The organism is Lentzea sp. CA-135723, assembly GCF_050936595.1.
Classification (GTDB): domain Bacteria; phylum Actinomycetota; class Actinomycetes; order Mycobacteriales; family Pseudonocardiaceae; genus Lentzea.
On the sequence record NZ_JBNJMK010000002.1, the window covers coordinates 745,676 to 772,364 of the forward strand.

Consider the following 26,689-nt stretch of genomic DNA (forward strand, 5'->3'; position numbering starts at 1 on the left):
ACAACGGGCACGAAGTGACTCCCGTGTGGGCATTGATGAACCTTTGTGGTTGAAAAAAGCCCAGATCCCGGCTGGATGGGCGTCGAAACTGGACAGTTCCTGGCCAATTCGGCGGGCTGATCCGTGTTCAAGTGGGACTATCGCACTTCGTAGTCGTGCGATCACCGCATTGCTCCTCAGCTGAAGTAACGGCTGATCGGCAGTGCGCGTTTATTCAGTGAAACACCTCATGCCTGCTCTGAGTGGTCGGTTCTGCGCATGGTGGTGAGAAAGGTGAGCGACAGATGTTCGTCGAGAGCGTGACCCTGGAGAACTTCCAGTGCTTCGGTCCCCGCACCAGGATCGAGCTGGACCGCGGGCTCACCGCGTTCATCGGCTCGAACGGCTCCGGAAAGACCGCGGCCTGTCAGGCGCTGCTGAGGTTGTTCGGCGTCACGAAGTCGGAAAGAGACGTGCGTGCGGACGACTTCCACGTGCCGGTGGACGAGTGCGACAGGCCGTCGACGAGAAACCTGCGGATCGAAGCCGTGCTGGCGTTCCCGGAGCTCGACGACGTGCAGGCCGTGGACGCGAGTCCGTCGACACGTTCGGTTCCCGAGTTCTTCCAGCGCATGGCGGCCACGGATGACGGTGCGGACCTCAAGGTTCGGATCGTCCTTGAGGCGCAGTGGGAGGACGACAACACCATCGAAGGCGCGGTGACCGACACGAGGAAGGTCGTCCGCACCTTTGCCGAGGAGTACGGCGAGGACGAGTGGGTGGTGTTCGGCCCCGCCGAACGAAGCAGGATCCAGATGATCTACATCCCTGCCGCGCGCGATGGTGCGCGCGAGGTGGGGGTCGTTTCTCCGCGGCCGGTTGTGGCGAGCCGCCCAATGGTCAGCGGAGATTCAGAAACTCGTCGGCGACTCCTCCACGGAGGTCGCGGAGGAGTTCGGCAAGGAGCCGGTGGTCGAGGCGGTCGAGACCGCATTGTCGAAGCGATGGCAGGAGTTGCACGACGCGGCGGGTTTCGCCGAGCCGTCGTTCCGGCTGCTCGACGGTGACTTCCAGCAGTTGGTCCGCCGTTCGGAGCTGGTCTTCGCTCCGGGCCACGGCGAGAAGCCGAGGCCGGCCAGGTTGCTGAGCGACGGGCAGAGGTCGTTGCTGCACCTCGCCCTGACGGCGACCATCCTGGACGTCGAGGGCCAGATCGCGGGCCAGCAGCTCACGGACGCCTTCGCGCTCAGCGCCGCCCGGCTGCCGAACCTGACACTGATCGCGGTGGAGGAGCCCGAGAACAGCCTGTCGCCGTTCTTCCTCTCCCGCATCGTCGCGCAGCTGCACGACCTCAGCGGAAACGCTGACTCACAGACGATTCTCTCAAGCCATTCCGCCAGCGCGATGGCTCGGATCGATCCCGAAGCCGTTCGCTACTTCCGCCTGGCGCCGGAGACAGCGACCGCGTCAGTCCGCGAGATCACCCTGCCGGACGACGACACCGAGGCGGGGAAGTTCCTGCGCGAAGCCGTGCACGCCTACCCCGAGCTGTACTTCGCGAAGTTCGTCGTGCTCGGCGAGGGGGACACCGAGCAGCTGGTCATTCCGCGTGTGGCCAGGGCGTTGGGCGTCAGCCTCGATCCGTCGTTCGTGGTGGTGGTACCGCTTGGGGGTCGTCACACCAACCACATGTGGCGCCTCCTCAACGACCTGCGCATTCCGCACGCGACGCTGCTCGACCTCGACTTCGGGAAGGGAGGTGGTGGTGCTGGGCGTCTGAAGGACGCATTCACCCGGCTTGCGGACAACGGCATCGACGCCACGGCAGGCCTCGACGGATTCACCGGACCGGACGCCTTCGCGAACACCTCTAACCCCAATGACCTCGGGGCGGTTGTCACGCACCTTCGGAAGTTCGGCATCTTCTTCAGCGGCCCGCTGGACCTGGACTACGCGATGTTGACGAGGTTTCCAGAGGCGTACAAGACCCTTGAGGAGTGGGAACAGGGGCCGAGGAGCACCGAGGCGCTGGAGTCGGTGTTCGGCAAGGGCGAAGAGCCGGCCATCGCGTACTGGCATGATGCCGAACGAGCCGAGCTTCTACGGTGGTTCCGGTTCTTGTTCTCAAGCCGTTCGAAGCCGAGCAGCCACCTGCGCGCGTTGGGGCGGCTCTCCGACGAGCAGATCAGGGAGAAGGTGCCGAGGGTCATCGCCGATCTGGTCGAGCACATCAAGGAAAAGGTCGGCCTGTGAGCGCCCAAGTCGACTTCCGGAGTGTTCCGCTCGTCCCGGCGGAGACTTGGCGGCCGATCGGGATTGATGACCTGGAGTCCGAGGCCTGGAAGGCCGTGCGGGACCTCGGCAATGTCGCCGTCGTCGCGGGGCCGGGGGCGGGGAAGACCGAGTTTCTGGCGCAACGAGCCGCGTACCTGCTGCAGACCGGCAGCTGTCCCGCTCCGTACCGCATCCTGGCCATCTCCTTCAAACGCGACGCCGCCGCCAACCTCGCGCGCCGGGTGTCCAAGCGCGTTCCCGAGCACGCCGACAGGTTCACATCGATGACCTTCGATGCGTTCACCAAGGGCCTGCTCGACCGCTTTGCTCCGGCACTGCCACCAGACTGGAGGATGCGCGATGGCTATGAGCTGAAGTTTGTGAAGCCGTACGACGCGAGGCTGTTCCTCGGCGCGATCGTGCCTGAGGCGCCGCCTGAGTTGCGGTATCGGCTGTCCGAATTCCAGGCCGACTGGTTCATGCCCCAGTTGATCGGAGCGACCGACCTGCCGGAGGTGCTCCCGTCGGACGGGCCGGCCACCGCCGAGGAGTTCGCGGTGCGCGAGTGGTGGCGTACGAGGTACCTCCGGCCCGGGCCTGCCTACCTCGACTTCGTCATGATCAACAGGCTGGCGGAGCTGCTCGTGCGGTCGGCTCCGAAGATCAGGCACGCGTTGAGGCTGACCTACCCGTTCGTCTTCATCGACGAGTTCCAGGACACGACCAGGGCGCAGTTCTCGTTCCTTGACTCCGTGTTCGCGACCGGGACCGCGGTGACCGTGGTCGGCGACGCCAAGCAACGCATCATGGGCTTCGCGGGCGCCGTGCCCAAGGCGGTCGAGCGCTTCAGCAAGGACTTCGGTGCCATCCCGTACCGACTGAAGTGGAACTTCCGCTCCAGCGAACCGCTCGTGCGCCTCCAGCACGTCATTGCCAGCCGGCTGGACGCGGCCGCGGTACCGGCCGTGTCGAAAGCAGTCCGGGAGGACGGCCACGACGCCGCAGCGGTGTGGAAGTTCTCCGGCATCGACCGTGAGGCGGAGTTCATCGCCGACTGGATCGCTGACGACATCGCCACGTCCGGTCGTGAACCTGCGGACTTCGCTTTGCTGGCACGGCAGAAGATCGCCGACTTCGAGCCGCGCTTCCGCGAACGGCTCATTGCGCGGGGCGTGAAGCTGCGCAACGACGACGCACGGGTCGGCGACATGAGTCTTCAGGACCTGCTCAAGGACGAGACCGCAGGCCTTCTCCTGGGGCTGCTCCACCTCGCCGACCAACCTCGGGGACTTGCGGAGGTGTGGCGGGAGACGTGCACGACGTTCGCCCGCGTTCACGGCGCGCTCGGTGACCCGACTGCGGAACGGGAAGCCGGAGACGCCCTGGGGCACTCGACGTCCGCACTGCGGAGTTGGCTCACGGACCACCCGCCTGCCGACGCCACGGCTGATGACGTCGTCGAGAAAGTGCTCGGGCTGATCGGTGAAGAGCCATTGCGGCGATTCGTGAAGTTGACGTCACCGAGCGAAGACCTCGACCTCATCGCAGGCGCTTTCGCGGCGCGCCTGCGTGCGGTGACGTTCGAGAGCCAGGACTGGACCGATGCGTTTGACCGGTTCGAAGCGAAGGACGCTGTGGTGCTGCTGACCGCTCATCGCAGCAAGAGCCTGGAGTACCACACGGTGTTCTTCCTCGGCTTGGATGATGACCAGTGGTGGGCGCACGACCACGATCCGATGGAGTCGATCTCGACCTTCTTCGTCGGTCTTTCGAGAGCCGCCCAACGGATCGTCTTCACCACCACCTCCAGTTCGGCGCGTAACGGGAAAATCGCGGAGTTCTTCACCTTGCTGGACGAGGCGGGAGTGCCGGAGATCGATCAGGGGTGAGTGATGCCGCCACTCTTCGGGAAAGTTATTACCGGGCCTGGCCGTTTTCGGTCTCTTGATCCTTTGTGGGAAACCTTGTTCCGTTCGCGTGCCTGGGAAATGAAGGTTCGTAGGGTGAAAAAACGTGCCAGGATGCTGACTTTGGATATCGGCCGGGCAGCTAACGTGTTGGCGCTGCCAGGGGGTTCGGTGGTTTTGTGCCAGGAGTTTTCCGCAATCCAACTATCCTATGTGGATGATCCGGTCTGCGGTCTCCTTGGAAGCCTGCGAGGCGTCCAGTGGCCGGGCTCGCCTCTGCGGTCGAGAAGTTCGAATCGCAGGAAGAATGAACATGACGTTCCTGGTCGATCCTAAACTGTTGTCACGCCTCGGATCATCGCCGGGTAGTCAGGGGCTGCCCGCGCGGATCTCCTGCATCGCAGACCTGAGAGCCTTTGTGATCGGCTGCCCGTCGTAGAGCGGCCATTGCGGCGAAAGGCCGAAGGTCTGATTGCTTACATTTTTCGGTTCTTGGGAGAATTGTTAGAATATCTGATTCCGCGTGAAAGAATGATGAGCGGCGCATTCATGCCGGTGAGCCCGCCGTGCTGGCTCGCGGTGATCGCGAGGTCGAACTGCGTCCTGGCTGCCTGCTCCCACGGTATGACCACGATTCTCGACTAGCCGAATGCTTCCGCTAGCACCTGGGCGGAGCAAGTCCGAGCCGCTCCAGCTCGCCACGACCTGCGCGCGGAAGTCGGAGTCGAACTCGGGCAGCACGTCCAGCAACCTGGTCATGGTCGTGACGTTGCGCCCGATCACGAGGACCGTACGCGCGGGCGCCACCGGCCCAGTGTCCCGACCCCACACCGACAGGCACGTCGATCATCGGGCCGCTCACCACGCTCGCGGCTCGCTCTGCTCGTCGATCAGCTTTCTGTATGGCAAGACGGTAGCTGATCAGGCAGGCGAGGGTGGACAGCGCGTCGGGCTCACCACAATCGCAGGAATCCGGTCACCGTCGGAGCGTCCTTGGCCAGAAGGCTTCGCCAGTTCAGCTTGCCGTCGTTCTGCAGTCGGCCCACGACCACGATGGGATGGACGCCGAACGAGTTCGCGACCGCGGTCAGCCAGTTCTGGCCAATGCGTTCCGGCGCTGCCGGGAGCGGAGCGGGTAGTGCCCATTCGCGTGCCAGGCGGTCGGCGTCCTTTTCTCGGTCGAGGTGGTGGTTGTCGCCCTCGTCGATGATCAGGCCGTCGGCGATGTGGTCGAGGACGATGTGGGCGATCTCGTGCAGCAGGGTGAAGAGGACCTTGTCCATCCGGTGTCCCCGGCCCGACAGGCCGATGACCGGGACGCCGTCCAGGAGGAACGAGGCTCCGTCGATCTTGCTGGAGGGGAACGCCTCTACGTGGACGAGGACGACGCCGACCTCGGCGAGCAGCGCCGGCAAGGTCTCGAAGGCGGCGGGATCGCGGAGCATCCGGCTCAGGTTGCCCGCGAGATCGCGTAGTCGGTCAAGGGAGAAGTTCGCCACTTGACGCTGACGGGCTTGGAGCCGCACGCACGCCAGCCAGGTGTCCTGGGTGGGTGTCGGACGTTCGTCGACGTTGCTGCGGCGCGCGGCCATGGGCAGTTGGGGCTGCTGTTCGATGTCGTCGATCTCCAGCAACCTGCACAGTTCGGCGGCCTGCTCCTGAGGGGTGGCCCCGGTGATCAGTCCTCGCTTGCGGAGCACGGAGAGCGGTGCCAGTTCGTTGAGCCGGGCGCGCAGCCGCACGTCGTCCAGCTGTTTGCGAGTGCCGGCGTCCTGGCCTTGTTTCCACAGGTGATAGATGTCCTGGTGGTTCAGCCAGAGTTGCGCTGACGTGCCCAGCGCGGCGGCGATCTGGGCAGCCGAGTCTCTGGTGATCTCCTTGCGGCCGGACATGATCTCCGAGATCACCTGAGCGGGCCGGCCGAGGATCTCTGCGAACTCAGCCTGGGTCCAGCCGCGTGCCTCGAGTTCCTCGGCGAGCAAGATCGCGACGGGGAATGCTTCCGCAGGTCCGGTTTTCATCGTGCTACCTCCTGCGTTTCGGGCCGGACGATGCCTGCCACGGTCACCAGGTCCGGCTTCTTCTCGTCGAATTCGAGGAGCAACCTCGCGCCGTCCAACAAGCGGACCGAGGCGCCAAGGCCACTCGGTGTGGTCTCAGGCCGCAGGTCGAGGCTCCGAAGCGCGGCCAGGTCTTCGCGACACTCGGCAGCAGCCAGCACCTGGTGGCGCTTCCGGTAGGACCGCACGAGGTCGTCACCCCATGAGCTCGGCTGATGGCAGGGATCGTCGGCGAGACGTTCCCAGCACTCGTCGCCGTACCGGATGAGCACGCCTGTCGTCCTCTCTTCACCCCTGAACTGAGGTCGATCAACAGAGAGCGTAGTCGGGAGGCGGGGTGCAGGTGTGCGGCGGCGCGTGTCACTCGAACGAGTTGTTCTGTCAACATCGTGTCTTCGCCCCTTGTCCGAAGTCATGTTAACAAGTTACGGTACCGCCAGCCGGGTGACCGGAAACCGTGAATGCCTGGGTCGGCGGAGCCGCCGATGGGGAGGGATGAAGCAATGGACGCCACGCTGCCCGCGATGGGCGCGGTCTTCTGGCCGGTCGGGTCGGGCGACAGCACCACGATCGTCGTGTCGGACGAGGTCGTGGTGCAGATCGACCTCCGCGACATGGAGAAGGCCGACTCGGACGACACCCCGGAAGCGCCGGTCGTCGATCATCTGGCCGAGGCACTTCCGACGGACGAGGACGGCACTCCGGTCTTGTCGGTCTTCGTGCTCACTCACGCCGACAAGGATCACTGTTTGGGGTTCGCGGACCTGCTGGACCGCGTCCACATCGGTGAGCTGTGGGCCACGCCCCGCCTGTGGAGGGAGTTCGAAGAGGCCAAGGACGAGGAGCTGTGCGCCGACGCCAAAGCCTTCCAGGCCGAGGCGGAGCGGCGGGTCGAAGCCGTGAAGAAGGCGCTCGCCGAAGGTAGGGAGCCGGCCAGCGGCGACCGTGTCGTGGTGATCGGTTACGACACCGACCACGACAAGCACGCCTACGACGAACTGCCGGGGAAGTACAAGTCGGGCCCCGGCAAGACGATCACGGTGCTGGACGGACAGGACTGCTCCGACCGGTTCGAGGCGTTCATCCACGCGCCGTTCGCGGACGACTGCGCGTCCGCGCGCAACGAGACCTCCGTGGCCATGCAGGTGACGCTGACCGACCCCAGCGGCGCGTCGGGGCGGATGCTCCTGTTCGGCGACCTCGCCCACGCCACGATCATGAAGATCTTCAACTACAGCGAGGCGAAGAAGCGCGAGCACCGCTTGAAGTGGGATCTCATGTTGGCGCCTCACCACTGTTCGAAGAAGGTCATGTTTCTGCCCGACGCCGAGGGCGTCGACCAGCGTCAAGACGACGTGCTCGACGCGTTCGAGCGGCACGCCGGTGAGAACCCGGTGATCGTGTCGAGCAGCCGCGTCATCCCGGAGAAGGACGAGCCGTGCGCGAACCCTCCGCACCGCAAGGCGGCCGACCTGTACCGAGAGATGGCGGACGACTTCGTGTGCACCATGTCCTGGCCGGACGAGGCCGCCCCCGTTCCGGTGGTGTTCGCCGTGGACGCCGACGGCGCTCGTCTCGTTCGTGAGGAGACGGTCGAACTGGCAGCCAAGGCCGTGGAGACCAGGCCCGCTCGCCGGCTTGCGGCCGTTGCGGCTGCGGCCACCGCCGTCGCGTCCGTGATCGCCGCGTCCCGTTCTGCCAAGGGTTCGAGTGGTGCGGACCGGTTGCACAAGGCCATCCAGGTCGGCAGGCAGAACACCTCGCCGTCGGAGCCCATCGGGTTCGGGCGTTGACGGCTTCCGCGGTTGATCTCGCCGTTGCCCAGCTCGCGGAGCTGGAAACGTTGAGCGGTGGGGCGTTGACGGTAGTCGGTCTGCCCGGTGACGGTGCCGAGATCGTCATTTCGATGGAGACCGGCGTCACCGCCCGTGGGGCAGGCATTCGGGTACGAGAGCGCGAGCGGTTCCGCATTCAGGTGTCCGCCACGTTCCCTTACGAGCCACCGTCGGTGTTCGTCGAGCACCGGCGGTGGAAGGACAGTTCGCACGTCAACTGGGGCAACCTTCTCTGCCTGTATGCGGCTCCGGCCATCGAATGGATTCCCGCAGACGGCATGCGCGGCCTTGTCGAGCGTCTGCTCGTCTGGCTCGGGCGCGCCGCCGAGGGCACCCTCGACCCCGACGACCAGCCGTTGCACCCACCGGTCGCGGTTCCGAGCGCGACCGGCTGCCTGGTGGTTGACCCCAGCCTCGGCCACCGCGTGCCGTGGGCCGGCGCGTCAACCGGCGTGTCGAGACAGTTCGCTTGGTGTGTAAGGGACGGCGGCCGTGTCGTCGTCTTGGCGTGGTGCTCCGAACAACAACTGGTCGAACGCGTCAACCGGACCGGAGGCGCTTCGGCGAACGGTCAAGGGCTTCCGTACTTCGTCGCGCTCGCGGTGCTCCTGCCCGGCGAGCTTTGGTGGGAGTACCCGAGCGGCGCCGACCAGCTCGCCGAAGGCCTTGCAGGAGCTGGATACTCGCGAGAGCGGCTTCTTGCTGATCTCGCCTTCGTCGGTCAGGCGAACCACGTTCTGAGAGGCCGTCGCGCCACACTGGACGCGGATCCGGTCATCGTCATGATCGGCACACCGTCACGGCGTATCGCCGGCACCACGCGGCTTGCTCACCTCGTCGCGTGGAAGCTGGACGACTACGGCGAGGAGATCGTCACTTGTCTGGCTCAGGACCGTTTCGGTACGTACAACGAGAAACTGAGTCAGCGGCTCCAGGGGTACGCGCGGGAATGGCTGCGCGCAGGTGTCGTGCGGTGGATGTCGGTCTACGACCAGCGGCCTGAGACGACCCGGCGACGAGACCAGGACACGGCGATCTCATGGCTGTTGGGGCGCCGTGTCCTGGTTCTCGGCTGTGGCGCGCTGGGTGCACCGGTCGCCGAGTACTGCGTGCGCGCGGGCTCGTCTGCAGTCACCGCGGTGGACCGAGGCGTCGTCACGCCAGGCATCCTGGTCCGGCAGCCTTACCGCGACGGCGACATCGGAACAGCGAAGGCGGTGGCACTGGCCGAGCGTCTCAACCTGATCACCAGGAAGCCTCGGGTGCGCGGGGTCGTGGCCAACGCGGTCACCTACGTGCTCAGCGAACTCGACGCCGGGGACTTCGACCTGATCGTGGACGCGACCGCGAACAGCGGCGTCCGGGCCGCCATCGAGCAGGCTCATCGCAACCACATCGCGGCCGGGTTCTCGCTGCCGCACACGGCGACGATGATCATCGGCCACCGATCCGATCTCGGTCTTGTCACCGTCTCGAGGTCTGGTGCGACCGGGACGGGCCACGACGTGCTCCGTCGTGTTCAGCTGGCCGCGCGTCGCGCCGGAAAGCGCGGCTGGAGGGAGGTCCTCGCGGACTTCTTCCCTGATCCGCCACGTACCGACACGTTCCTTCCGGAACCGGGTTGTTCCGCTCCGACGTTCGTGGGTTCGGCGGCGGACGTCACCGCCCTGGCCGCGTCGATGCTCACCGAGGTCGCCGGAATCCTCGCCGAGAGTGATGAGGCTGAGGCCTCCATGACCGCCGTCGCCGTTCGAGGGCCGGCCTCGCGGCTCCCGCAGGGCATCGTGCTTGAACGTCTGGGCTGGCCGAACGACGTCGTCGTGACCGATCCGGGCACGAGCTACGACGTGCGACTGTCGGCGCAGGCGATGGCCGAGATCCGTGCGGAGGTCCGGCGCGGTGCTCGCGTTCGTGGCCCTCAGATCGAGACTGGGGGCATGCTCATCGGAAGTGTGGACGACGCGACTGGTGTTGTCAGCGTCGACATCGCCACCGGACCGTCGCCGGACAGCAAGCTGTCGAGCGGCTACTTCTTCCACGGCACGGCGGGTACGGACGAGCTCGTGGAGCGCTACTCGCACCAATCCGGCCGTGTGATCGGATTCCTCGGCATCTGGCACAGCCACCCCGGAGGACCCGCGCGTCCCAGCAAGATGGACATGACGGGTATGTCCGTGCTGACCACCGCGTCCGCCGACATCCGCAGAGCGTTGATGGTGATCGTCGGCGGTGCACCCGAGACGTGGCTGGGTTGGATCGAGGGGAGCGGGCTGCCGGACATCCACGTCGAGATGGTCGCGCGTGATCCGGCAACGCTCGACGAGACGCCTGCTGGACCTGTACTTCAAGAGGTTCCGTTCGGCGAGTACCTGTCAGGCGGGTACTCCGTGCCGCGGACGACGCACTCACGCCGTCGTCGGCGGTGGGTCTGGTGGAGGAGAAGGTGATCACGATCCCCGCCGTTGGGCTTGCGTTGTCAGGTGGAGGGGCTCGGGCCATCGCCTTCGGTCTCGGGTGCATGCGCGCACTGCACGACTGTGACGTCCTTCGCCATGTCCGGGTGGTGTCGGGCATCAGCGGCGGGAGTGTGCTCGCCGCGATGTGGGCCTATGGGCCCACGAACTTCGCCGAGTTCGACGCGACGGTCACGGGCGTGCTGCGCCGCGGGTTTCAGCTTGATCTGGCCCGCCGGGCTCTTTCGCCGCTCTCAATGCTGAAGGGCGCGGTCGGCATCGTCCGCGCGGCGCCGTTGATGCCGGGCCGTCGTCCTCGTGCCTTCACTCGCACCGAACTGCTCGCTCAGGTACTGCGAGACCGTGTCTTCGGTTCTCTCGACCTGAGCCAGATCGAGCAGCCTGACCTCACCGCCGTCATTTCAGCCACCGACCTCACGAGCACGAACGCGGTGCGCTTCGGCAGCGGTGTCAGTTCGTGCGCGCCTTTCGGTCGGATCACTGATCCCGTACCGGTTGCCGACGCCGTTGCCGCTTCGGCGGCGTTTCCCGTTCTGCTGCCCGCGCTCGTCCGGCGCTACGAGTTCCAGAACAGCCGGGGTCACCGGACAGACCACGTGCTAGCCATGACCGACGGTGGTGTGTACGACAATCTGGCGCTCTTGCCGTTGATGCCGGGACGTTCGGCGGCGCACACTAGTCACGTGTACGAGCTCGATCACCTGATCGCTGTCGATTCCGGCCGCGGCCGGAGCCTGAAGGGCGGCGCGACGTACTTTCCCACTCGCATGGCGAGAAGCCTCGACATCACCTTCGCGAAGGCGCAGGACTCGACGCGCGCACAGCTCCACAAAGCCGCTGAGTACGGGCAGCTGCGCGGGTTCGTGCACAGCTACCTCGCCATGCACGACGACAACCTGCCCGTGCCGGTCGCGGATCTCGTGGCCCGGTCCGACGTCATCGGATACCCGACGAACTTCCGCGCGATGTCCGCTGTTGATCTCGCTCTCCTGACCGCCCGCGGTGAGCAGCTCACCCGAGTACTGCTGGCGCACTACTGCCCGCACCTGATCAGCTAGTCCACTGTGGACCTTCCGCTTGGTCGCTGTCACGCGGCGCCACCTCGCCGGCGAAGTGGACCCTGTGCGTGCCGAAAAGTACATCCGTGCAGGTTGCGGGCCTTAGCGCGTGGTAAGTGGGCGTCGGGGCATGATCGCGTGCCGTGCTGGTTCGCTTCGCTTACCTTGCTGTCACTCACGCGTTCGCTGCGCTGCGGCTGCTGTCACTGACTGACCGCGAGAAGGACGTTGAGATTCTTGCTCTTCGCCATCAACTCGCCGTCGTGCGGCGCCAACTCGGCGACCGTCGTCCTCAACTTCGGCCTGAGGACAGGGCGTTCCTCGCTGCGCTTCTGACGCCACTGGGCCATGCCTCATTGCGCCGGCTTCGACTGTTGGTCAGTCCGGATACGGTGTTGCGGTGGCATCGTGACCTGGTGAAGCGTCGCCACGCCCAGGTGAGCCAGCGTCGAAGGCCTGGGCGTCCGCGGACCGTGGCATCGGTCCGCCGGCTTGTTCTGCGTCTGGCGGCGGAGAACTCCTCGTGGGGTTATCGGCGCATTCACGGAGAACTCGCTCTCCTTGGTGTCACGGTCGCTGCTTCGACGGTGTGGGAGATCCTCAACGCTGCTGGTGTCGACCCGGCGCCACAGCGAGCGACCGTGACATGGGCTGAGTTCCTGCGTTCCCAGGCCGAGGTGGTCCTGGCGACGGATTTCATCGAGACCGTCACGCTCACCGGCGCACGCTAGTACATCCTCGCCGCTGTCCACCACGCTGGTAGGCGTGTGCGCATTCTCGGCACCACCGCGCACCCCACACACGCGTGGGTGACACAGGCAGTCCGAAATCTTCTGATGGATCTCGAGGACGCCGACATCCGCGCACGAGTCAGGTTTCTCATCCGTGATCGTTACGGTAAGTACCCCGCACTAGTCGACGACATCCTCGGCGGTGCCGGGATCACGACGATCCTGACCGGCGTCCCGGTGCCCCGCATGAACGCGATCATGGAACGCTGGGTCAAGACGCTGCGTGGTGAGCTCTTGGACCGCACACTGATCTGGAACGAGGCCATCTCCGGCACGCGCTGCGCGAGTACGAGCGGCACTACAACGAGCACCGTACCCACAGATCCCTCGCCGCGGCAGCACCCTTGCGGGCCCGGCCCCAGTGCCTTGGACCTGACCGGATCGATTGCCTTGCGGTACACCGACGGGACCGTCTTGGTGGAGTCCTCCACGAGTATCGGCATGCCGCTTGACCTGTGCGGACGTAATTTTCGGCACGCACAGGTCTACCTGCGAGGTGCGTTCGAGGTGTCGGCAGTACCGCACCGTCGGCACCACCTCGTCGGTCTAGGGAACAACTTTCTTGATCGCGTCGTTCAGATCGTCCAGTACCTTTGAACGCTGTTCTGGTCGATTCACCATCTTGTTCACCATGACTCGGTGTCCTCGCACGCAGGCTTTCCAGTCAGGAGAGCCGTTGTCCAGCGAGCTCCTCTCGTACCGTGCGATGACGCGATTGTCGACGACGATGACGTCCGGTGTTTCGAGTGTCTGGTCCGGTGCTCCACCCTTCAGTGACTTGACGTGCACCGTGACTGAGACGACGTAGATCCAGCCCCAGGTTCCCTCGTCGAGTTTGTCGGGGCCGATCGCCACCCGCATGCGGTCGGGCTTCTGACCTTCGATCGTGAACAGGTCCTCCTTACTGGCGGTGTAGCCCGATATTCCACCTTCCGTTGGGATTCGGAAGTCGAATGAAGCCGTCGCAGGCAGTCCTCCCGCCCCGGTGCACGAACCGAGCCGCGCATAGTCCTTGATCGTCACGTCGATCTTGTGGATGACCGCGGTTTGGCCACCACTGTTGTTCAGGACGATGTCGACAGCCGCAGACCCTCCAGCAAGGACGCCCCCGTCCACGAGGTCTCCTTCTTTGCGGGTCTCCTCGTTGGGTATTTGTACGGGGATGTTCTCCTTGACATCAGGCTTGACGATGACGAAGTCGACATTCGGGGTGGTGTCGTTGGTGGCAACCACTCGATCGTTCGTGTAGGAGAGAATTGCGAAAACAAGAGATGCGACGGCGAGTAGCAGCGTGGCTGCGCCGACAATAGCCGCACCCTTGGATCGGCCTTGGCTCGCCTCTTCTGCTGGTTGTGGCTTTTGCTGCTTCGGTGGCCTGGTTTTTCCCTTGCCTCTTCCTTTCCTGGCCATCGAGCTCCTAGGGTTGACGCGGACTGTTGAAACGCTGACGGTTCATCTAACTGTTGGGCCCTGGATTGTGTTACATCGTTCGGCAGTGTTCACGCTTACGGAGCAATGAGGAATTCGATGCGATCTTGGAAAGCAGCACGCGGCACGCTCATAATGTTCGCACTGGCTGCGGTTCTTCTGGGCGTCGCAGCGGTGGTCATGCTGCTTCCGAGGGGCGGCGACGATTCCACTCGTGGCGGCCCGCCTACGCGCAGTGAAGCGGCTTCGTCCGAGAATCTGCCGCCTGTGAAGCTCTCGGATGTGGCGCTCAGCCGATTGCCTATAGCGCCGGGCCCCTGCGGTACGAGCGAGCCGGTCAAGTACAGCGATGCGGGCCCTACGCGCGTCAGGATGGCCGGTGGCGGAGAGGTGCTGCTGAGTCTTTCTGACAAGAGGTTCGGGGACCTCGACGGCGACGGCAACGACGAGATGGCCATCAGGGTCGCGTGCTCCTACGAAGGCGGGAACCTGGTGTTCGGGATCGCGTTCCTCGTCTACGCGAGTGCGGGTCCGGACGTCCGACAGATCGGACTCGTCGACGTCCAGGAAGACCAGGAGACAGAGCGCAGGGGACGCGTGGAACAGGTCGTCTTCAAGCCTGGTGAGCTGGTGACCGAGGAGCGTTGGTACGCCCCGGAGGATGCCAACTGTTGCCCGACCATCTACATGTCGACGACCTGGAAGCTTGAACGCGAGCGGCTCGTGTCACAGCCTGGTCGCTAGCTCGGACGGGCCCCGGACGAGTTGTTGCACCACAACACCGCTGGTGCACTCTCTGCCTTCCGCGGTTGAGACGGGTGCAGGTATTCCGCGACAAGACGTTCGTAGGGTGTCTGAGGGATGTGAACGTTCTCCTCGGCCCACGCGCAACGCGCCGGGGCGAGGAGGAGGCGGCAGCGGGTCGACGAGCTCGAACGGTGCCTACTGCGTGTGCCGGCGCTGGCGGCGGTCGATCGCGTCCAGCTCTGCCAGGAGCTCGGCCTTGAAACTTGAGAACGCAGGAACCTGGACCGGAACGGGCGCACTGCGGCGTCGAGAGCAGCGACGGTGAGTGATTCGGGGTTCTCCGGGATTCGGAGGTGCCTGCGCAGCGGTTGTTGGGTCAGGCTATACGCTAGAGAGGCCGCGTGGGGTCCTTTTGCCTTACGGGTGATGATCGCTGATCGCCAGAACTTCAAGGCTCGGAATGCCTGAGATGATCTTGTGCATGTGGATCGAGGTTACGCAAAGTAGTTTGTTTCATGATCAAGGCTGCGTGTCCGGGCTTGATGTCGGCCGACGTGTACGCAACCCCTGCTGTATAGGTCTGGCCAAGCTGGAGACGGTGATGACGGCAAGCGATACCTGATCGTCGGCCGCTGACGATCTGAGTCGCCCAGGCCATCCGCATCCTGCTCAAGAACTTCGAGGAGTCTGGCTACCTCGCGCATCAGATTCCTCATCCGCGGCCGAGACGCCAAATATCCTGCGTAGATCGACGAGATCCTCAGCTCCGCAGGGATCGCCACGGTGCAGACCGGTATTCGGATGCCCCGCATGAACTTCATCATCGAACGCTGGGTCATGACACTCCACGCCGAACTGCTGGACCGCACGCTGATCTGGAACCAGACCCACCTACGGCACGCGCTGCAAGCGTGCGAGCAGCATTGTAACCAGCATCGCCCCCACCGATCCCTCGCCGCCGCCGCACCCTTGCGAGCCCGACCCCAACCCCTCGGACCTGAGCGGATCGAACGCCTTGCGTTACTCCGACGGGACCGTCTCGGTGGAGTCCTCCACGAGTATCGGCATGCCGCTTGACCTGTGCGGACATAATTTCGGCACGCACAGCGCTCCGCAGCGGTCGAGTACTCCGTGCCACGCGAAGCCCCGCGTGCTCTGGGTTACTCGCTTGCTGGACATGCCTGCCCGGAAAAGTGCTCGCGTGTCCCTAGAGATGCGTTTCTGGAGCCAGTAGTTCATCGAGGACAACTTGCCGCACCTGAGAGGTTCTCGGCTGGATGCTGGCAGACACGAGACGGTAGATGGTCGTGGATCATGGAAGGCAAAGACGAGGCGTGGTGAACACTTAGGTGGCGCCGAAGAGGTCACGAGCAGTCCCAGGAGCCTTAATTCGCTGACCTGCGGATTTGCGAATCTTGGTGTCAAGACTTCGCGTAGACCTGGCGTTTTGGGGAGGACTTCTGCTCCCAATCTGCTCCCACGCAACGCAAACGGGGTGTCGATGAAGATCATCGACACCCCGTTTGACCTGGTAAAACACACTGTGGGCGATACTGGGATCGAACCAGTGACCTCTTCGGTGTGAACTATAGTGCCGAGAATGCGCTGACCTGCGGAAACAAGACTCCTGCAGGTCGGCGCGGTTCCGTTCAGGTCCATTGAGGACCGTTCCGGCATGTTCAACGCACGGAGTTGCTCCCAATCTGCTCCCACTCCATGCTCCCAAGGCTCATCGACTCTGCCTCGCTCGAGGCTGGCGTGCATGCACAGCGGCATGAGCGTGTGTGTATGCCTGTGACCGAGAAGGGAACGTGTGGGTCGAATCCGTGACATCGACTGCCGCCAGCGTTTCACTGACGTGGTCGAGCACTAGACAGCGACAGAAGTCCGAAGGAACCTTCTTTGGTGATCCCGAGCCGACGTTCGCCACAAAACAAAGCCGTGGCCATGTCGTTGGCACCCGGAGGCACCGCACGCCCGGTGGCGGCCCCGCCGCACCGGCTACTGGGTTGTGCGCTGGGAAAGGGAAAGCTGCTCCTGCAGGCCACCCCAGTCGCTCTAGGCAGTCAGCCAGCCGGTCCTGTCGCTCCCGGGAAGTCACTCGATAACAGCTGCGACGCCGTCCATGAAGGACCATGTGCAGATTGACCCCGATCTGTCACACGGCTGCCGTCCGAGGCTAGGCCGTGCCGAAGGAGGTCTGCGCTGTTCGGGAGTTTTCCCAAGCGGGCGAGGATCACGAGCCGCCGGGCCGCGTGTCGGTTCCCGCCGGCGGCCCTGGCGGCGAGTTCGTCGAATCCGCCGAACTCGGCAAGACAGGTCGCGAGTTCATCGTTGGCCCAATCAAGTCCGGCGTCGGCAGCGGTGCGAGCGACGTCCAGCGCTTCGGGCATCCGTCGGGTCCTGGCCAGCAGCCTGACGTACTCGCGGCCCGCGTGTTCGTGGCCTTGGTCGAAGAGTTTCCGAAGCTGGGCAATGTTGCCTGCCATGGCTAGTCTACGAGGGATCCATTTCAGTGCCCACTTCGGATTTTTGCGTGCAAGCTTCAGCACCTCGGGCCAGCAGTCGTGGTCGGCGAGGAGTTGAGCGAGGACATCCGGGGACCTGTCGAATACAGACCCCCTGCGTTCGGCCGCCGCGTACTCACGCAGCAAAGAAATGAGGAGGTTTCGGTATCCGTGCGCACACAGCGCGGCGGCGAGCTTGTGCAGCGAATCGTCTAGGGAGGCTGAGTGCCGCTCAGTCACGGCCTCGATCGCAAGCTCAGGTTCTCCGTGCCGGACCAGGGATTCCAGGAGTTGGCCGGTGGGATCGCCTCGGTTCTCGATCCGGCGAAACAGCTCGAGAGCCTCTGTGACCTGGTCGTGCCGCAGCAAGGCTTCGACGAGGATCATCGAGACCATGCGACCGTCCCCGACCTCGGCGAGATCACGTAGGCGATCCAACCGCCCGGCCGCAGCGAAGCGCTTTGCCAGCCACTCTCGAGCCCAAGAGTTCCCGCCGCCACGCAGGATTCCTAAAGCTGCAGGCCAGTCCCCGTCGTCGGCGAGAAGGTCAGCCAACTTCGCAGCAACACCGTCATTTTTCATGATGATGTCGTTCCTCAGGCGCCGAAGCAGTTCGATGCCCTTACCGGTTTCGCCATCACGCACCAGTAGCTCGACGAGGTGATCCCACGCCCAACGGACGTCATCACGTTCCGCGTAGGTTTCCAGCAGTGCTCGGGCTTCGCGGACGCAGCCGTGTTCGAGCAGGCTCGATATCGCTGCTCGTGGAGCGGACGCCTGCCGTCCATGTTGGCGCCAATGTTCCAGCCGCGGTCCGTAGGCGGTGTCCTGCAGCAGCCTGATCGCCCCGGTCGAGCCGTCCGTATTCGGTCATGAGGGCGACCAGGTAATCTTGTGTCTGGTCGTTCGCCGTCAGGAGGGCACGGTCGAGCAACGGGTCCCCATAGCGGTGCAGCAACCGCTGACAGGCGCTCTCGGCCAATCGGAGCACGTCGTCGGAATCGTGGGTGTGACGCAACAACGCCGACCACAGTGTCTCCGGAACCGGGCGGCCGCGCCGGGCTATCCGGCCGTGCTGGTCCAGGTAGTCGTGTAGCTCGTAGCCGTCGGCCGGACCCGCGCCGAGTGCACGGCGGTGCGGGATCAGCGCTGTCACGCCAAGAATCGGTTGCTGCGCGGCGCGCGCCAAGCCGCGAATGAACCATTCCTCGGGCGGTTCGACACGATCCTGGTCGTCGAGGTAGCCAGGCGCCGCTTCCACAAGCAGATCGCGGGAGACGGGCTGGAGCAGGCCCAGGCGCCGTGCGTCGATTGCCGCGGTCACTATCGCTGCGGCGAACCGGTCGTTGGCGTCGTCGGGGTAGTCGAGTCGTTCTAACAGGGCCGGGCCGCCCGCCATTGTCTGGATCACCTGGAGGCTGCGGCCGGACGCCGACAACGCTGCGGACAGCCGTGGGTCCGCCGCACCGAGCGACCGGGCGGCCTGTACATCCTCGTCGCGGAATCGATCGGCAACTCGGATCCGGTGAGTGCGCACCTGGAGCAGGGTCCGGGCGTTGGCGTGGTCGTCCCGCTCCGCACTGCGGGGGGTGGCGACGAACTCTGCCCAGAACTGTGGCCACAACGTCCCGAGTACCACGGCTGAACCGCCGCGCGATCCGTCCAGCAGGCTCCACAGCGCGCCTGCGGCCACGTCGCCCGTCGTCCCCACCAGGTGGTTGTGAGTCTCGTTCAGCCAAAGAACCGCCTCGCCGTCGAGCCGTCCTGACCGCACCAGTGTCAGTAGTTCGTCGGCGGTACGCGGGTACCAGAGCGGCCACTCCCGCAGCCGCGGGTGGGCGAGGACAGATTCGTAGAGGGCGCGGGTCTTGCCTGTCGACGACTCGCCAGTCAGCACGACCATGACGCTTCGTGAAGGACTATCGGTGAGTTGTTCGTCCAGTTCGGTGTCGTGCGCGCGCCTGAGATACCGTGGCAGGTCCGGCAGAGATTCGCCAGGCACCGTGATTGCCCGGTGGACCCCGAGGTCGAAGGCGCTCCAGGCACTGATCGGGCGCCCGGCGGGTAGTGGCTCGCGGATCGACCGGGAGTGCAGGTGCACGTCTCCGTTGACGTGTCCGACTTGCAGGACTGCTTCGGCGTCGCCGTCCAGCCTGTTATGGATCGACGCGTGCTTGTCCAACGTCCATCCCTTTCCGCCGCGTCCATCCTAAACCGGCCGGGCGCAGCGAACGAGCATCTCGCCCGCTCATACATTTGCAGAATCAGCCGAGCAGCATGTTGGCGAGAATGCCAAGGCGGGTCGTCACTCGAGCCGGCCTCTTCGCGTTGCCGCTGAGCGGTCAGCGGCATGAGAGCGCATTCGCTGTGGCCCGGAATCTACCTGGCGTCTGTAGCACCAGGCGGTTCGTGCGCGACTAGTCGGTGCAGGGTGGTCGGACGTTGAGTGGTAGTGCAGGGGGTTGTGTTGTCCCGTCGTGGGCGTGGTTGGTCTACGGCTACGAGTCGGCGGGTGATCTGGGCCGGGCGATCCCGCTGTACGAAGCGACCCTTACCGACTACGAGCGGGTGCTGGGCCCTGACCATCCGCACACGTTGAGTTCGCGGAACAACCTGGCCCACGCCTATGGGTCGGCGGGTGATCTGGGCCGGGCGATCCCGCTGTACGAGGCCACCCTCGCCGACCAGGAGCGGGTGCTGGGCCCTGACCACCCGGACACGCTGTCCTCGCGGAATAACCTGGCCAACGCCTATCGGTTGATGGGTGATCTGGGCCGGGCGATCCCGCTGTACGAGGCCACCCTCGCCGACTACGAGCGGGTGCTGGGCCCCGATCACCCGCACACGCTGATCTCGCGGAATAACCTGGCCAACGCCTATCGGTTGATGGGTGATCTGGGCCGGGCGATCCCGCTGCACGAGGCCACCCTCGCCGATTGCAAACGGGTGCTAGGTCCCGATCACCCCACGACCGAGGCTGTCCGCCGGAGCTTGGAGACTGCCAGAGACAGCTGAGTTGCCTTGCTGTCACACGGCGAACGCGCGACTCCGTGTACTACCTCGCAACGCCAGCAACGTCCGCTCATCGGCTACTTGTTGACTGGCGGCACGATCGATGCCAGGCCAGGCTCGGTCCAGGTGTTCGACAGGACGCTCTCGCATCGGCTGCCCACCAGTGATTCTCGGTGTGGCTCACTCATGGTGTGCGTCCTGTCGGAGACCGCGGCGGGGTTATGGCTCATGAGGGGTTTGCTCAGCTCGAAGTAGCGTTGCCCTCCTCGCCTTCCGTTCCCGGCTGGCGAGGAGGGCAACATGAGCCCAGTGGTCATCGGTGTCGATCCGCACAAGCGGTCCGCCACGATCGAGATCGTCGACGGCCGGGAGCGCACTCTCGGCTAAGGACGTTTCTGCACCGACAACGACGGCTACCGGCGGATGCTCGAGGAGGGCCGTCGCCGACCCGACCGGGTGTGGGCGGTCGAGGGGTGCAACGGCGTGGGCAAGCACCTCGCGCAGCGCTTGGTCGCCGACGGTGAACCGGTCCTCGACGTCCCGGCCAAACTCGCGGCCAGGGCCAGGATGTTCGACACCGGTCACGGTCGCAAGACCGACGCCACCGACGCCCGTTCGGTGGCCGTGGTAGCGCTGCGCACCACCGGACTGCACCGCGTGAGTACAAGCTGCTTACCGAGCTGATTGCCGGCGGTGCCAAGAAGTTCTTGTCCGCCACCCAGGCACGTGCGCTGCTCGCCAGGGTGCGCCCACGTGATGTCGTGGGCCGGACCCGCCGGCGACTCGCCGCGGAGTTGATCACGGACCTGGCGACGATAGATCGCAAGATAGCCGCGGCCGACACCCAGCTGACCGAGCTTCTGGACGAGACCGGGACCGGTCTGCGCGCTCTTTACGGGATCGGTCCGTCCAGCGCGGCCAGAATCCTGGGCGATGTCGGCGACATAGGTCGCTTCCCGGACCGCGGACGGTTCGCCAGCTGGAACGGCACCGCACCCATCGACGCCTCCAGCGGTGAACACCAACGCCATCGACTGTCCCGAGCGGGCAACCGGCGCATCAACCGAGTTCTGCACATCATGGCGATAGTCCAGCTCCGCAACGACACTCCAGGCCGGGCCTACTACCGCCGCAAACTCGCCGACGGCAAGTCCCCACGCGAAGCCATCCGCTGCCTCAAACGACGCCTCTCCGACACTGTCTACAAGCGACTCATCGCCGACGCCAAGATCCACGCTACCTCGACAGCCGAGCCGTCAAGCTCCTGCCTCTTGACATAGAGGGGAGCCAGAAGAGTGCGTTAGGGCGGAGGGGAGGAAGCTGACGAATGGGACTTGCGGGCTCCAAATAGCTGGTGCTGACGCCCTCGAGCCGACGGGGTGATCTGGGTCGGACGATCCCGCTGTTCGAGGCCGCTGTCGCCGACTGATCGCGGGTGCGCGGCCGGGACATCCGGCAACGAACCGTAGTTCGTTGAGGTCTACGACTGGCTGCTGCGGCTGGTTGTCAGACACCTGACAAATCGGATCGGCGGATAGACCATCGCCGACTCCGGCTATGCCTAGACTGCCTACATGGCCAGTCTTGCCCTGCGCCGAACAACTTGGCTGGGGTCGCTGTGGAAGAGGCGAACTCCGGGGTCATGTTGAGCGCCGCCAGTGCTGCCGACGGGTGGACCAATGCCATCCGACGTGCCCGCTGCGCTGGTGAGGATCTTGCCGGCTCTCGCTTCAGGCCTGGGCGCAGCACCTTCATCCGGTTGACTGGTCGCCGCACGTTCAGCGGTGTGGAACCAGACGAACCAAGGGATCAGACGGCACGCGCGGGCGATGCTCGCACCGCTTCTCGCATGGTCGGAACGTGGTGGTCCCGGTGCGGCGGCGCACGGCGCGTCGCCCACTGCTCGTGGACTGCGCGAATCTCGTCGTAGGGGCCAGAGGGAACCACCGTATCGAGGGGGCAGGACGCGGCGGCGTGATCGCCTAAGGTGTGTCTATGCAGCCAGGACAGGTGTCGGTCTGGGTGCCGATCGCGGTCGCGTTGCTCGCGGGCGTGTTCGGCATCGTCGGAGTGATCACGGGCCAACTGCTCAACGCGAGGCGTGAACGTCTGCGGGAAGACTTGCGGTGGCAGAGGGAACGGGAAAGCCAGCGTGAGCAGAACGCACACGACCTTGCAAAGCACTGGACTGAAGCCCGTCTGACGCTGCTCAGCGAAGCACTTCATCTGCTTCACGAGTGGCGTGAACTGCTGATACCACTCGCTGATGACCACTTTCACAGAAGGCATCTCCACGAAGCAGAGGATGCCTTGCGGCAGATCAGCGAGCTTCGAACACAGCTCTATCCGCTGTTGATTCGTGTACCACTCGTTGCCTCACCAAAACTGGCCGACATGATCGCGGCAGTGGACGACCACTTCGGTGCATGGACGTCGGTCGTTACTCGAAGGAGTGACGTGCCAATGATGCGCGAGCCGATCGACACTCTGGACGAAGGCTTCGAGGAAATGCTTCGGCTGATGAAGGCCGACCTCGGCTTGGATCTTGAGCGCGCCGCCCGCACGGTCGCTCCGTAACCACCAGGCGACCGGATTCCTGGGGTGCGCACCTCGCTGCTTCCAGTCGCCCGTAGCCATCGCGGTCGTGTATTCGCGCCAGGAATCATTTCCCGATGGATGACGAGTTGCTTCCGCACACCGACGATGCTCGGGCCGAGGACGCACCGGGGTCATCGTGGGAGACGGCGGACGACTGTGCTCCCGATCGTCGGCTGTTCCACCCCGGCGCAACTGGAGTCGGCGTCGCGAGCAGTGCACACGCCGTTGTCCGGCCGCGCGGTCGAGGCGCTGGAGGCCGGCCGGTCGATGCAACCTTCGTTGGGGTTCGCGCCATGCCAGCGGGCGAAGAGCTGGCGCGTCCATCCGATGGCGATCACCTCGCCAGTGCACCAAAACGCCGCTGTTCAGGGCAATTGGCTTTCCGCCGACACTGCACGTCAGTGGTTGAGCCGGAGCGGAAGCCTTTCCAGGCCTCGGAAGCTGACGTTCGGGCGCCAGTCCGGTTCGGCTTCGGTCAGCTCGATCTTGGTGTACCGGCGCAGCAGTTCCTCCAGCACGACGGCGCCTTCCATCTTGCCGAGCGCGGCGCCGAGGCAGTAGTGCGGGCCGCCGCTGAACGCGAGTGTCTTGATCCCGGTGCGGGTGACGTCCAGGCTCTCGGGGTGCGGGTACCGGTCGGGATCGCGGCCGGCGGCCCCGATCAGGAGCATCGCCTTGGACCCTGCGGGCAGTACGGCGTCGTCGAGCACGACGTCCTCGTCGAGAAGTCTGGAGACGATCTGCACGGGCGGGTCGTAGCGGGCGATCTCGTCCACGGCGCCGGGGATGAGATCGGGGTTGTCGCGCAACGACTGCAGCTGGCCGGGGTGACGGAGCAGCGCGAGCATTCCGTTGCCCACCAGGTTCACCGTGGTCTCGTGGCCCGCGACGAACAGGAACAGCACGTTCGCGATGATCTCGGCGTCGGTGAGGCGCACGCCGTCGACCTCGGCGTGTACGAGCAGGGACAGGATGTCGTCCTGCGACGCGGACCTGCGTCGGTCCAGCTCGCCGGTGACGTACTCGCGGAACTCGGTCTCCGCCCGGTTCATCTCCCGCACGTCGTCTGGGGTGATGGACGGGTCGATGACCCGGCTGATCTGTTCTGTCCACTCTCGACACTGGACGCGGTTGTCGGTCGGCAGGCCGAGGAGCTCGCAGGTCACGGTGACCGGGAGCGGCAGGGCCAGGTTGTCGATCAGGTCGAGCTCGCCTTCGCCCATGGCGTCGAGTAGCCGGTTGGCCTCGGCGGCGACGCGGGGCCGCAACCGTTCTACGGCACCGCGGGTGAACACCTTGCTGATCACACCGCGCATCCGCCGGTGGACGGGCCCGTCGAGCATGAGCATCCAGCGCCGCACGCTGCTCACGAGCGGGCTGTCCAGGCCTCCTCTGCGCTCGGCCCAGACTTCGTTGCGATAGAACTCGCTGGACACCCCCGGCGCGCGCAGGACCGCGTCCACGTCGGCGTAGCGGGAGAGCACCCAGTAGCCGAAGCCGGTCCGGTGCACGGGATCGGTCTCCCGCAGCCGGCGGTAGATGGGATAGGGTCATGACCAGTGATCAGGACGCGTGGTACTGGGCGGAGCATGCCGAGGACGCGGAAACGGCTCTCGACTGGTACAGCAGCCATTTCATGTACACGAGCTACCTCGTCGCCTCCCCGTACATCCTGTGGTGGCGATCGGTCACCGACCGGGACACGATCACCGTCGACTGGCGGCGCCACGCCGAGAACGGACTTGATTGCACCGTGCCGAGGCGGGGGCGAACAACTGTCGACACCGAGACGTTCCTGCGAGCCGTGGAGGAGTTCGACCGGGAACTGATCGCCGCTATGGACCGGCGCATCGCCGAGATCGAGACCGGCGGGCTGGCCGCGGACATCCGAGTCGACCTCGAGCAACTCCGCCACGAACACCGGCATCGTTCAGGATCCCTGGCGGCCGCCATGCGCCGCGTCCCCGACACGGACTCGCCGGCCGTTCGCGAGGGCGCCGCGCGCATCTTCTCGACGCGGACCCCGGACGTTCAGAAGCCGCTGGGATGGAGTGAAAGCCAGTCGGTGTGACGACGTTTCACAGCGTCGCGGTCGACAGCCGTGGGCAAGAGGATGTCGGCGCCTCCATCGTAGGGGTTGCCACGCGACGAGCGCCTGAGCCGCACCGATCTCTGGCTGAGTCGGGTCCTCGCCGTACAACCGAACATCTGAAGCGCGTCATCCGGCCCTTCGCCCAGTGGGAGGTGCTTCGCCGCTACCGTGATCTCGCGCCTGAGAAGTGGCTCACGCCCAGCACCGCCGGTCCGTGCGACACAACATCAGCTGCTCAACCTCGAGAACGTCCTGGGATCCATCCGACGCCGGCTATGCGCTGACCGACGCGTGCATTCAGGTCTTGTCAGCCCAGCGGCGTAGTGACATGCATGACTTGTCTTCGTCACGATGATGACCATGAGTGATAGCCAGCAGCCGACGGGAGATGATCCGCTGCGGTATCGCGCTGCGGCCGCCGCGTTAGAGGCCGCCTTGCGGTCGCCTTGGGAGTCGTCGACGTCAGATGAGGGCTGGGTCAAGATCGCTGCTGCCAGGGCAGCGCTGCTGGAATGCGCGCCTGCGGCGCCGACGCCTTGGTGGCCAGGTGGGTGGGTGTTGTGCGATCCCGAACTCACAGCGGATCCCACTTGTGAGGCCTCGCACTTGATGTGGCGAACAGAAGAGGAGGCTGCAGCGGATAGGCCTTCTCTGACGACGCCAAGTATATGGGCTGTTCGGTGGATTCCTACGGAGACCATCTCCTTCGAGAACGCGGATCGCCCCTTAGTTAAGGACGAGTCCACCCGCGATGGGGTCGAAAGCTGGATTCGTGACGAGTCCAGAAGGCACAGGCCGCTGGATGAGGCGTTCTGGCGCGATCGCAACTCTCGCCAGAGGCTGGAGCTCACGAGGTACTCGTCCGAGGGCAGCGGCGACTGGGGTGTTCTCCAGTTCGCAAAATGGATCGTCGACGAAGGTGCAGCTGGACTCGTAGGCAATGCTGCCTTTGCCGCCGTTGTCCTTGTCGCACAGAGACTGTCGGCCAAACGCCGCGCTGCCGAGAGTGGGGCGCTGTCGGCGGACCAGGGCAAGTCCCAGCCCGTGGAACTGCAGACTTTGGACATTGAAGTACCTCCAGGAGCGCCTCCTGTCATCCAGGCCGATGACACCGATACCCAGGACGACGCCGATACGCCCCCGAATTCAAAACCGGACGTGGGTTAGCCGATCGGTGGTCAACCCTAGGATTGACCACTGTCTGAATGGTGATCGGCCGCTTCGCCCAGACTGTGCGTGCCGAGAAGTACGTCCGTCGAGGTCGCGGGCCTGGCGTGTGGCTGGCGGTCGTCGGGCATGATCGTGCTCCGTGCTGGTCCGCTTCGCTTACCTTGTCGTCACTCACGCGTTCGCCGCGTTGCGGCTGCTGCCACTGACTGACCGCGAGAAGGACGTCGAGATTCTCGCTCTTCGTCACCAACTCACCGTCTTGCAACGACAATTCGGCGACCGACGTCCACAACTTCGGCCTGAGGACAGGGCGTTCCTCGCCGCGCTCCTGACGCCACTGGCCCGCGCAACTCTGCGCCGACTCCGACTTTTGGTCAGCCCGGACACGGTGTTGCGGTGGCATCGTGACCTGGTGAAGCGTCGCCACGCCCAGGCGAGTCGGCGTCGAAGGCCTGGGCGTCCGCGGACCGTGGCATCGGTCCGCCGGCTTGTTCTGCGTCTGGCGGCGGAGAACTCCTCGTGGGGTTATCGGCGCATTCACGGAGAACTCGCTCTCCTTGGTGTCACGGTCGCTGCTTCGACGGTGTGGGAGATCCTCAACGCTGCTGGTGTCGACCCGGCGCCACAGCGAGCGACCGTGACATGGGCTGAGTTCCTGCGTATCCAGGCCGAGGTGGTCCTGGCGACGGATTTCATCGAGACCGTCACGCTCACCGGCGCACGCTAGTACATCCTCGCCGCTGTCCACCACGTCGGT

24 protein-coding genes are annotated in these 26,689 nt (G+C 65.0%); 17 read left to right on the forward strand and 7 right to left on the reverse strand.

All coding sequences use genetic code 11. The features are described from left to right. Positions 1-242: 242 nt before the first annotated feature. From ACQEU1_RS39330 to ACQEU1_RS39340, 3 genes are read left to right on the forward strand one after another with little or no spacing between them, the layout of a single operon-like run. Positions 243-1,046 (forward strand): AAA family ATPase, encoded by an 804-nt coding sequence (locus ACQEU1_RS39330; protein ID WP_433213944.1) that lies wholly within the window; start codon positions 243-245, stop codon positions 1,044-1,046. Further along, positions 949-2,232, forward strand: a complete 1,284-nt coding sequence (locus ACQEU1_RS39335) for an ATP-dependent nuclease (protein ID WP_433213951.1) — start codon at positions 949-951, stop codon at positions 2,230-2,232. The genes ACQEU1_RS39330 and ACQEU1_RS39335 overlap by 98 nt, the downstream gene beginning before the upstream one ends. Then, entirely contained in the window at positions 2,229-4,142 is a 1,914-nt protein-coding gene (locus ACQEU1_RS39340) for a UvrD-helicase domain-containing protein (protein WP_433217006.1), read from the forward strand. Before ACQEU1_RS39335 ends, ACQEU1_RS39340 begins: the two co-directional genes overlap by 4 nt. 971 nt (positions 4,143-5,113) lie before the next feature. On the opposite strand, the gene ACQEU1_RS39345 is transcribed toward ACQEU1_RS39340, so the two are convergent. Together ACQEU1_RS39345 and ACQEU1_RS39350 are read right to left on the reverse strand one after the other, a co-directional pair. Next, positions 5,114-6,142, reverse strand: coding sequence for a helix-turn-helix domain-containing protein (locus tag ACQEU1_RS39345; RefSeq protein ID WP_433213954.1), 1,029 nt, complete (start codon positions 6,140-6,142; stop codon positions 5,114-5,116). Between the two features lie 35 nt (positions 6,143-6,177). Further along, entirely contained in the window at positions 6,178-6,492 is a 315-nt protein-coding gene (locus tag ACQEU1_RS39350) for a hypothetical protein (protein ID WP_433213957.1), read from the reverse strand. 231 nt (positions 6,493-6,723) lie between these two features. Between ACQEU1_RS39350 and ACQEU1_RS39355 the strand changes: the two genes are divergently transcribed. The 5 genes from ACQEU1_RS39355 (at position 6,724) to ACQEU1_RS39375 (ending at position 12,975) form a co-directional block, all read left to right on the forward strand. Next, positions 6,724-8,013 (forward strand): hypothetical protein, encoded by a 1,290-nt coding sequence (locus ACQEU1_RS39355; protein WP_433213960.1) that lies wholly within the window; start codon positions 6,724-6,726, stop codon positions 8,011-8,013. Positions 8,014-8,078: 65 nt separating this feature from the next. Further along, positions 8,079-10,502, forward strand: coding sequence for a ThiF family adenylyltransferase (locus ACQEU1_RS39360; RefSeq protein WP_433213963.1), 2,424 nt, complete (start codon positions 8,079-8,081; stop codon positions 10,500-10,502). Further along, positions 10,487-11,587 carry a patatin-like phospholipase family protein gene (locus tag ACQEU1_RS39365; RefSeq protein WP_433213966.1) on the forward strand — a complete coding sequence of 367 codons (1,101 nt, stop codon included), beginning with the start codon at positions 10,487-10,489 and terminating at the stop codon, positions 11,585-11,587. The genes ACQEU1_RS39360 and ACQEU1_RS39365 overlap by 16 nt, the downstream gene beginning before the upstream one ends. 143 nt (positions 11,588-11,730) lie before the next feature. Beyond that, positions 11,731-12,318 (forward strand): helix-turn-helix domain-containing protein, encoded by a 588-nt coding sequence (locus ACQEU1_RS39370; protein WP_433213969.1) that lies wholly within the window; start codon positions 11,731-11,733, stop codon positions 12,316-12,318. A 105-nt stretch (positions 12,319-12,423) separates the two neighbouring features. Then, positions 12,424-12,975 (forward strand): hypothetical protein, encoded by a 552-nt coding sequence (locus ACQEU1_RS39375; protein ID WP_433213972.1) that lies wholly within the window; start codon positions 12,424-12,426, stop codon positions 12,973-12,975. On the opposite strand, the gene ACQEU1_RS39380 is transcribed toward ACQEU1_RS39375, so the two are convergent. Beyond that, the gene (locus ACQEU1_RS39380; protein ID WP_433213975.1) at positions 12,925-13,788 is read right to left on the reverse strand and encodes a hypothetical protein; all 864 of its coding nucleotides are present in this window, start codon (positions 13,786-13,788) and stop codon (positions 12,925-12,927) included. The genes ACQEU1_RS39375 and ACQEU1_RS39380 overlap by 51 nt on opposite strands. 285 nt (positions 13,789-14,073) lie before the next feature. On the opposite strand from ACQEU1_RS39380, the gene ACQEU1_RS39385 reads away from it, so the two are divergent. Both ACQEU1_RS39385 and ACQEU1_RS39390 read left to right on the forward strand, forming a co-directional pair. After that, positions 14,074-14,550: a hypothetical protein gene (locus ACQEU1_RS39385; RefSeq protein WP_433213978.1), complete on the forward strand. Its 477-nt coding sequence runs from the start codon at positions 14,074-14,076 to the stop codon at positions 14,548-14,550. Between the two features lie 786 nt (positions 14,551-15,336). After that, a complete protein-coding gene (locus ACQEU1_RS39390) occupies positions 15,337-15,630 on the forward strand; it encodes an integrase core domain-containing protein (protein WP_433213981.1) in 294 nt (97 codons plus the stop codon). A 989-nt stretch (positions 15,631-16,619) separates the two neighbouring features. Here the strand turns inward: ACQEU1_RS39390 and ACQEU1_RS39395 are convergent. Together ACQEU1_RS39395 and ACQEU1_RS39400 are read right to left on the reverse strand one after the other, a co-directional pair. Then, on the reverse strand, positions 16,620-17,705 hold the full coding sequence (locus ACQEU1_RS39395) for a hypothetical protein (RefSeq protein WP_433213984.1): 1,086 nt from the start codon (positions 17,703-17,705) through the stop codon (positions 16,620-16,622). A gap of 40 nt (positions 17,706-17,745) precedes the next feature. Beyond that, positions 17,746-19,242, reverse strand: a complete 1,497-nt coding sequence (locus tag ACQEU1_RS39400; RefSeq protein ID WP_433213987.1) for a hypothetical protein — start codon at positions 19,240-19,242, stop codon at positions 17,746-17,748. 305 nt (positions 19,243-19,547) lie between these two features. Between ACQEU1_RS39400 and ACQEU1_RS39405 the strand changes: the two genes are divergently transcribed. The 4 genes from ACQEU1_RS39405 (at position 19,548) to ACQEU1_RS39420 (ending at position 22,649) form a co-directional block, all read left to right on the forward strand. Continuing rightward, a complete protein-coding gene (locus ACQEU1_RS39405; RefSeq protein WP_433213990.1) occupies positions 19,548-20,075 on the forward strand; it encodes a tetratricopeptide repeat protein in 528 nt (175 codons plus the stop codon). 420 nt (positions 20,076-20,495) lie between these two features. Beyond that, entirely contained in the window at positions 20,496-20,756 is a 261-nt protein-coding gene (locus ACQEU1_RS39410) for a hypothetical protein (protein ID WP_433213993.1), read from the forward strand. A gap of 110 nt (positions 20,757-20,866) precedes the next feature. Then, positions 20,867-21,352, forward strand: coding sequence for a transposase (locus ACQEU1_RS39415; RefSeq protein ID WP_433213996.1), 486 nt, complete (start codon positions 20,867-20,869; stop codon positions 21,350-21,352). Positions 21,353-22,067: 715 nt separating this feature from the next. Continuing rightward, positions 22,068-22,649 carry a hypothetical protein gene (locus tag ACQEU1_RS39420; protein ID WP_433213999.1) on the forward strand — a complete coding sequence of 194 codons (582 nt, stop codon included), beginning with the start codon at positions 22,068-22,070 and terminating at the stop codon, positions 22,647-22,649. A gap of 419 nt (positions 22,650-23,068) precedes the next feature. Here ACQEU1_RS39420 and ACQEU1_RS39425 read toward each other — a convergent pair whose 3' ends face one another. After that, positions 23,069-24,181, reverse strand: coding sequence for a cytochrome P450 (locus ACQEU1_RS39425; protein WP_433214002.1), 1,113 nt, complete (start codon positions 24,179-24,181; stop codon positions 23,069-23,071). A gap of 41 nt (positions 24,182-24,222) precedes the next feature. Between ACQEU1_RS39425 and ACQEU1_RS39430 the strand changes: the two genes are divergently transcribed. Beyond that, positions 24,223-24,741, forward strand: coding sequence for a DUF5984 family protein (locus ACQEU1_RS39430; protein WP_433214004.1), 519 nt, complete (start codon positions 24,223-24,225; stop codon positions 24,739-24,741). Here the strand turns inward: ACQEU1_RS39430 and ACQEU1_RS39435 are convergent. Continuing rightward, positions 24,702-24,878, reverse strand: a complete 177-nt coding sequence (locus ACQEU1_RS39435; protein WP_433214007.1) for a DUF3885 domain-containing protein — start codon at positions 24,876-24,878, stop codon at positions 24,702-24,704. The genes ACQEU1_RS39430 and ACQEU1_RS39435 overlap by 40 nt on opposite strands. Positions 24,879-25,122: 244 nt before the next feature. Here ACQEU1_RS39435 and ACQEU1_RS39440 point away from each other — a divergent pair, with 244 nt between their 5' ends. Further along, positions 25,123-25,929, forward strand: coding sequence for a hypothetical protein (locus ACQEU1_RS39440; RefSeq protein ID WP_433214010.1), 807 nt, complete (start codon positions 25,123-25,125; stop codon positions 25,927-25,929). A gap of 142 nt (positions 25,930-26,071) precedes the next feature. Then, entirely contained in the window at positions 26,072-26,659 is a 588-nt protein-coding gene (locus ACQEU1_RS39445) for a helix-turn-helix domain-containing protein (RefSeq protein ID WP_433214013.1), read from the forward strand. The last annotated feature ends 30 nt before the right edge of the window (positions 26,660-26,689 follow it).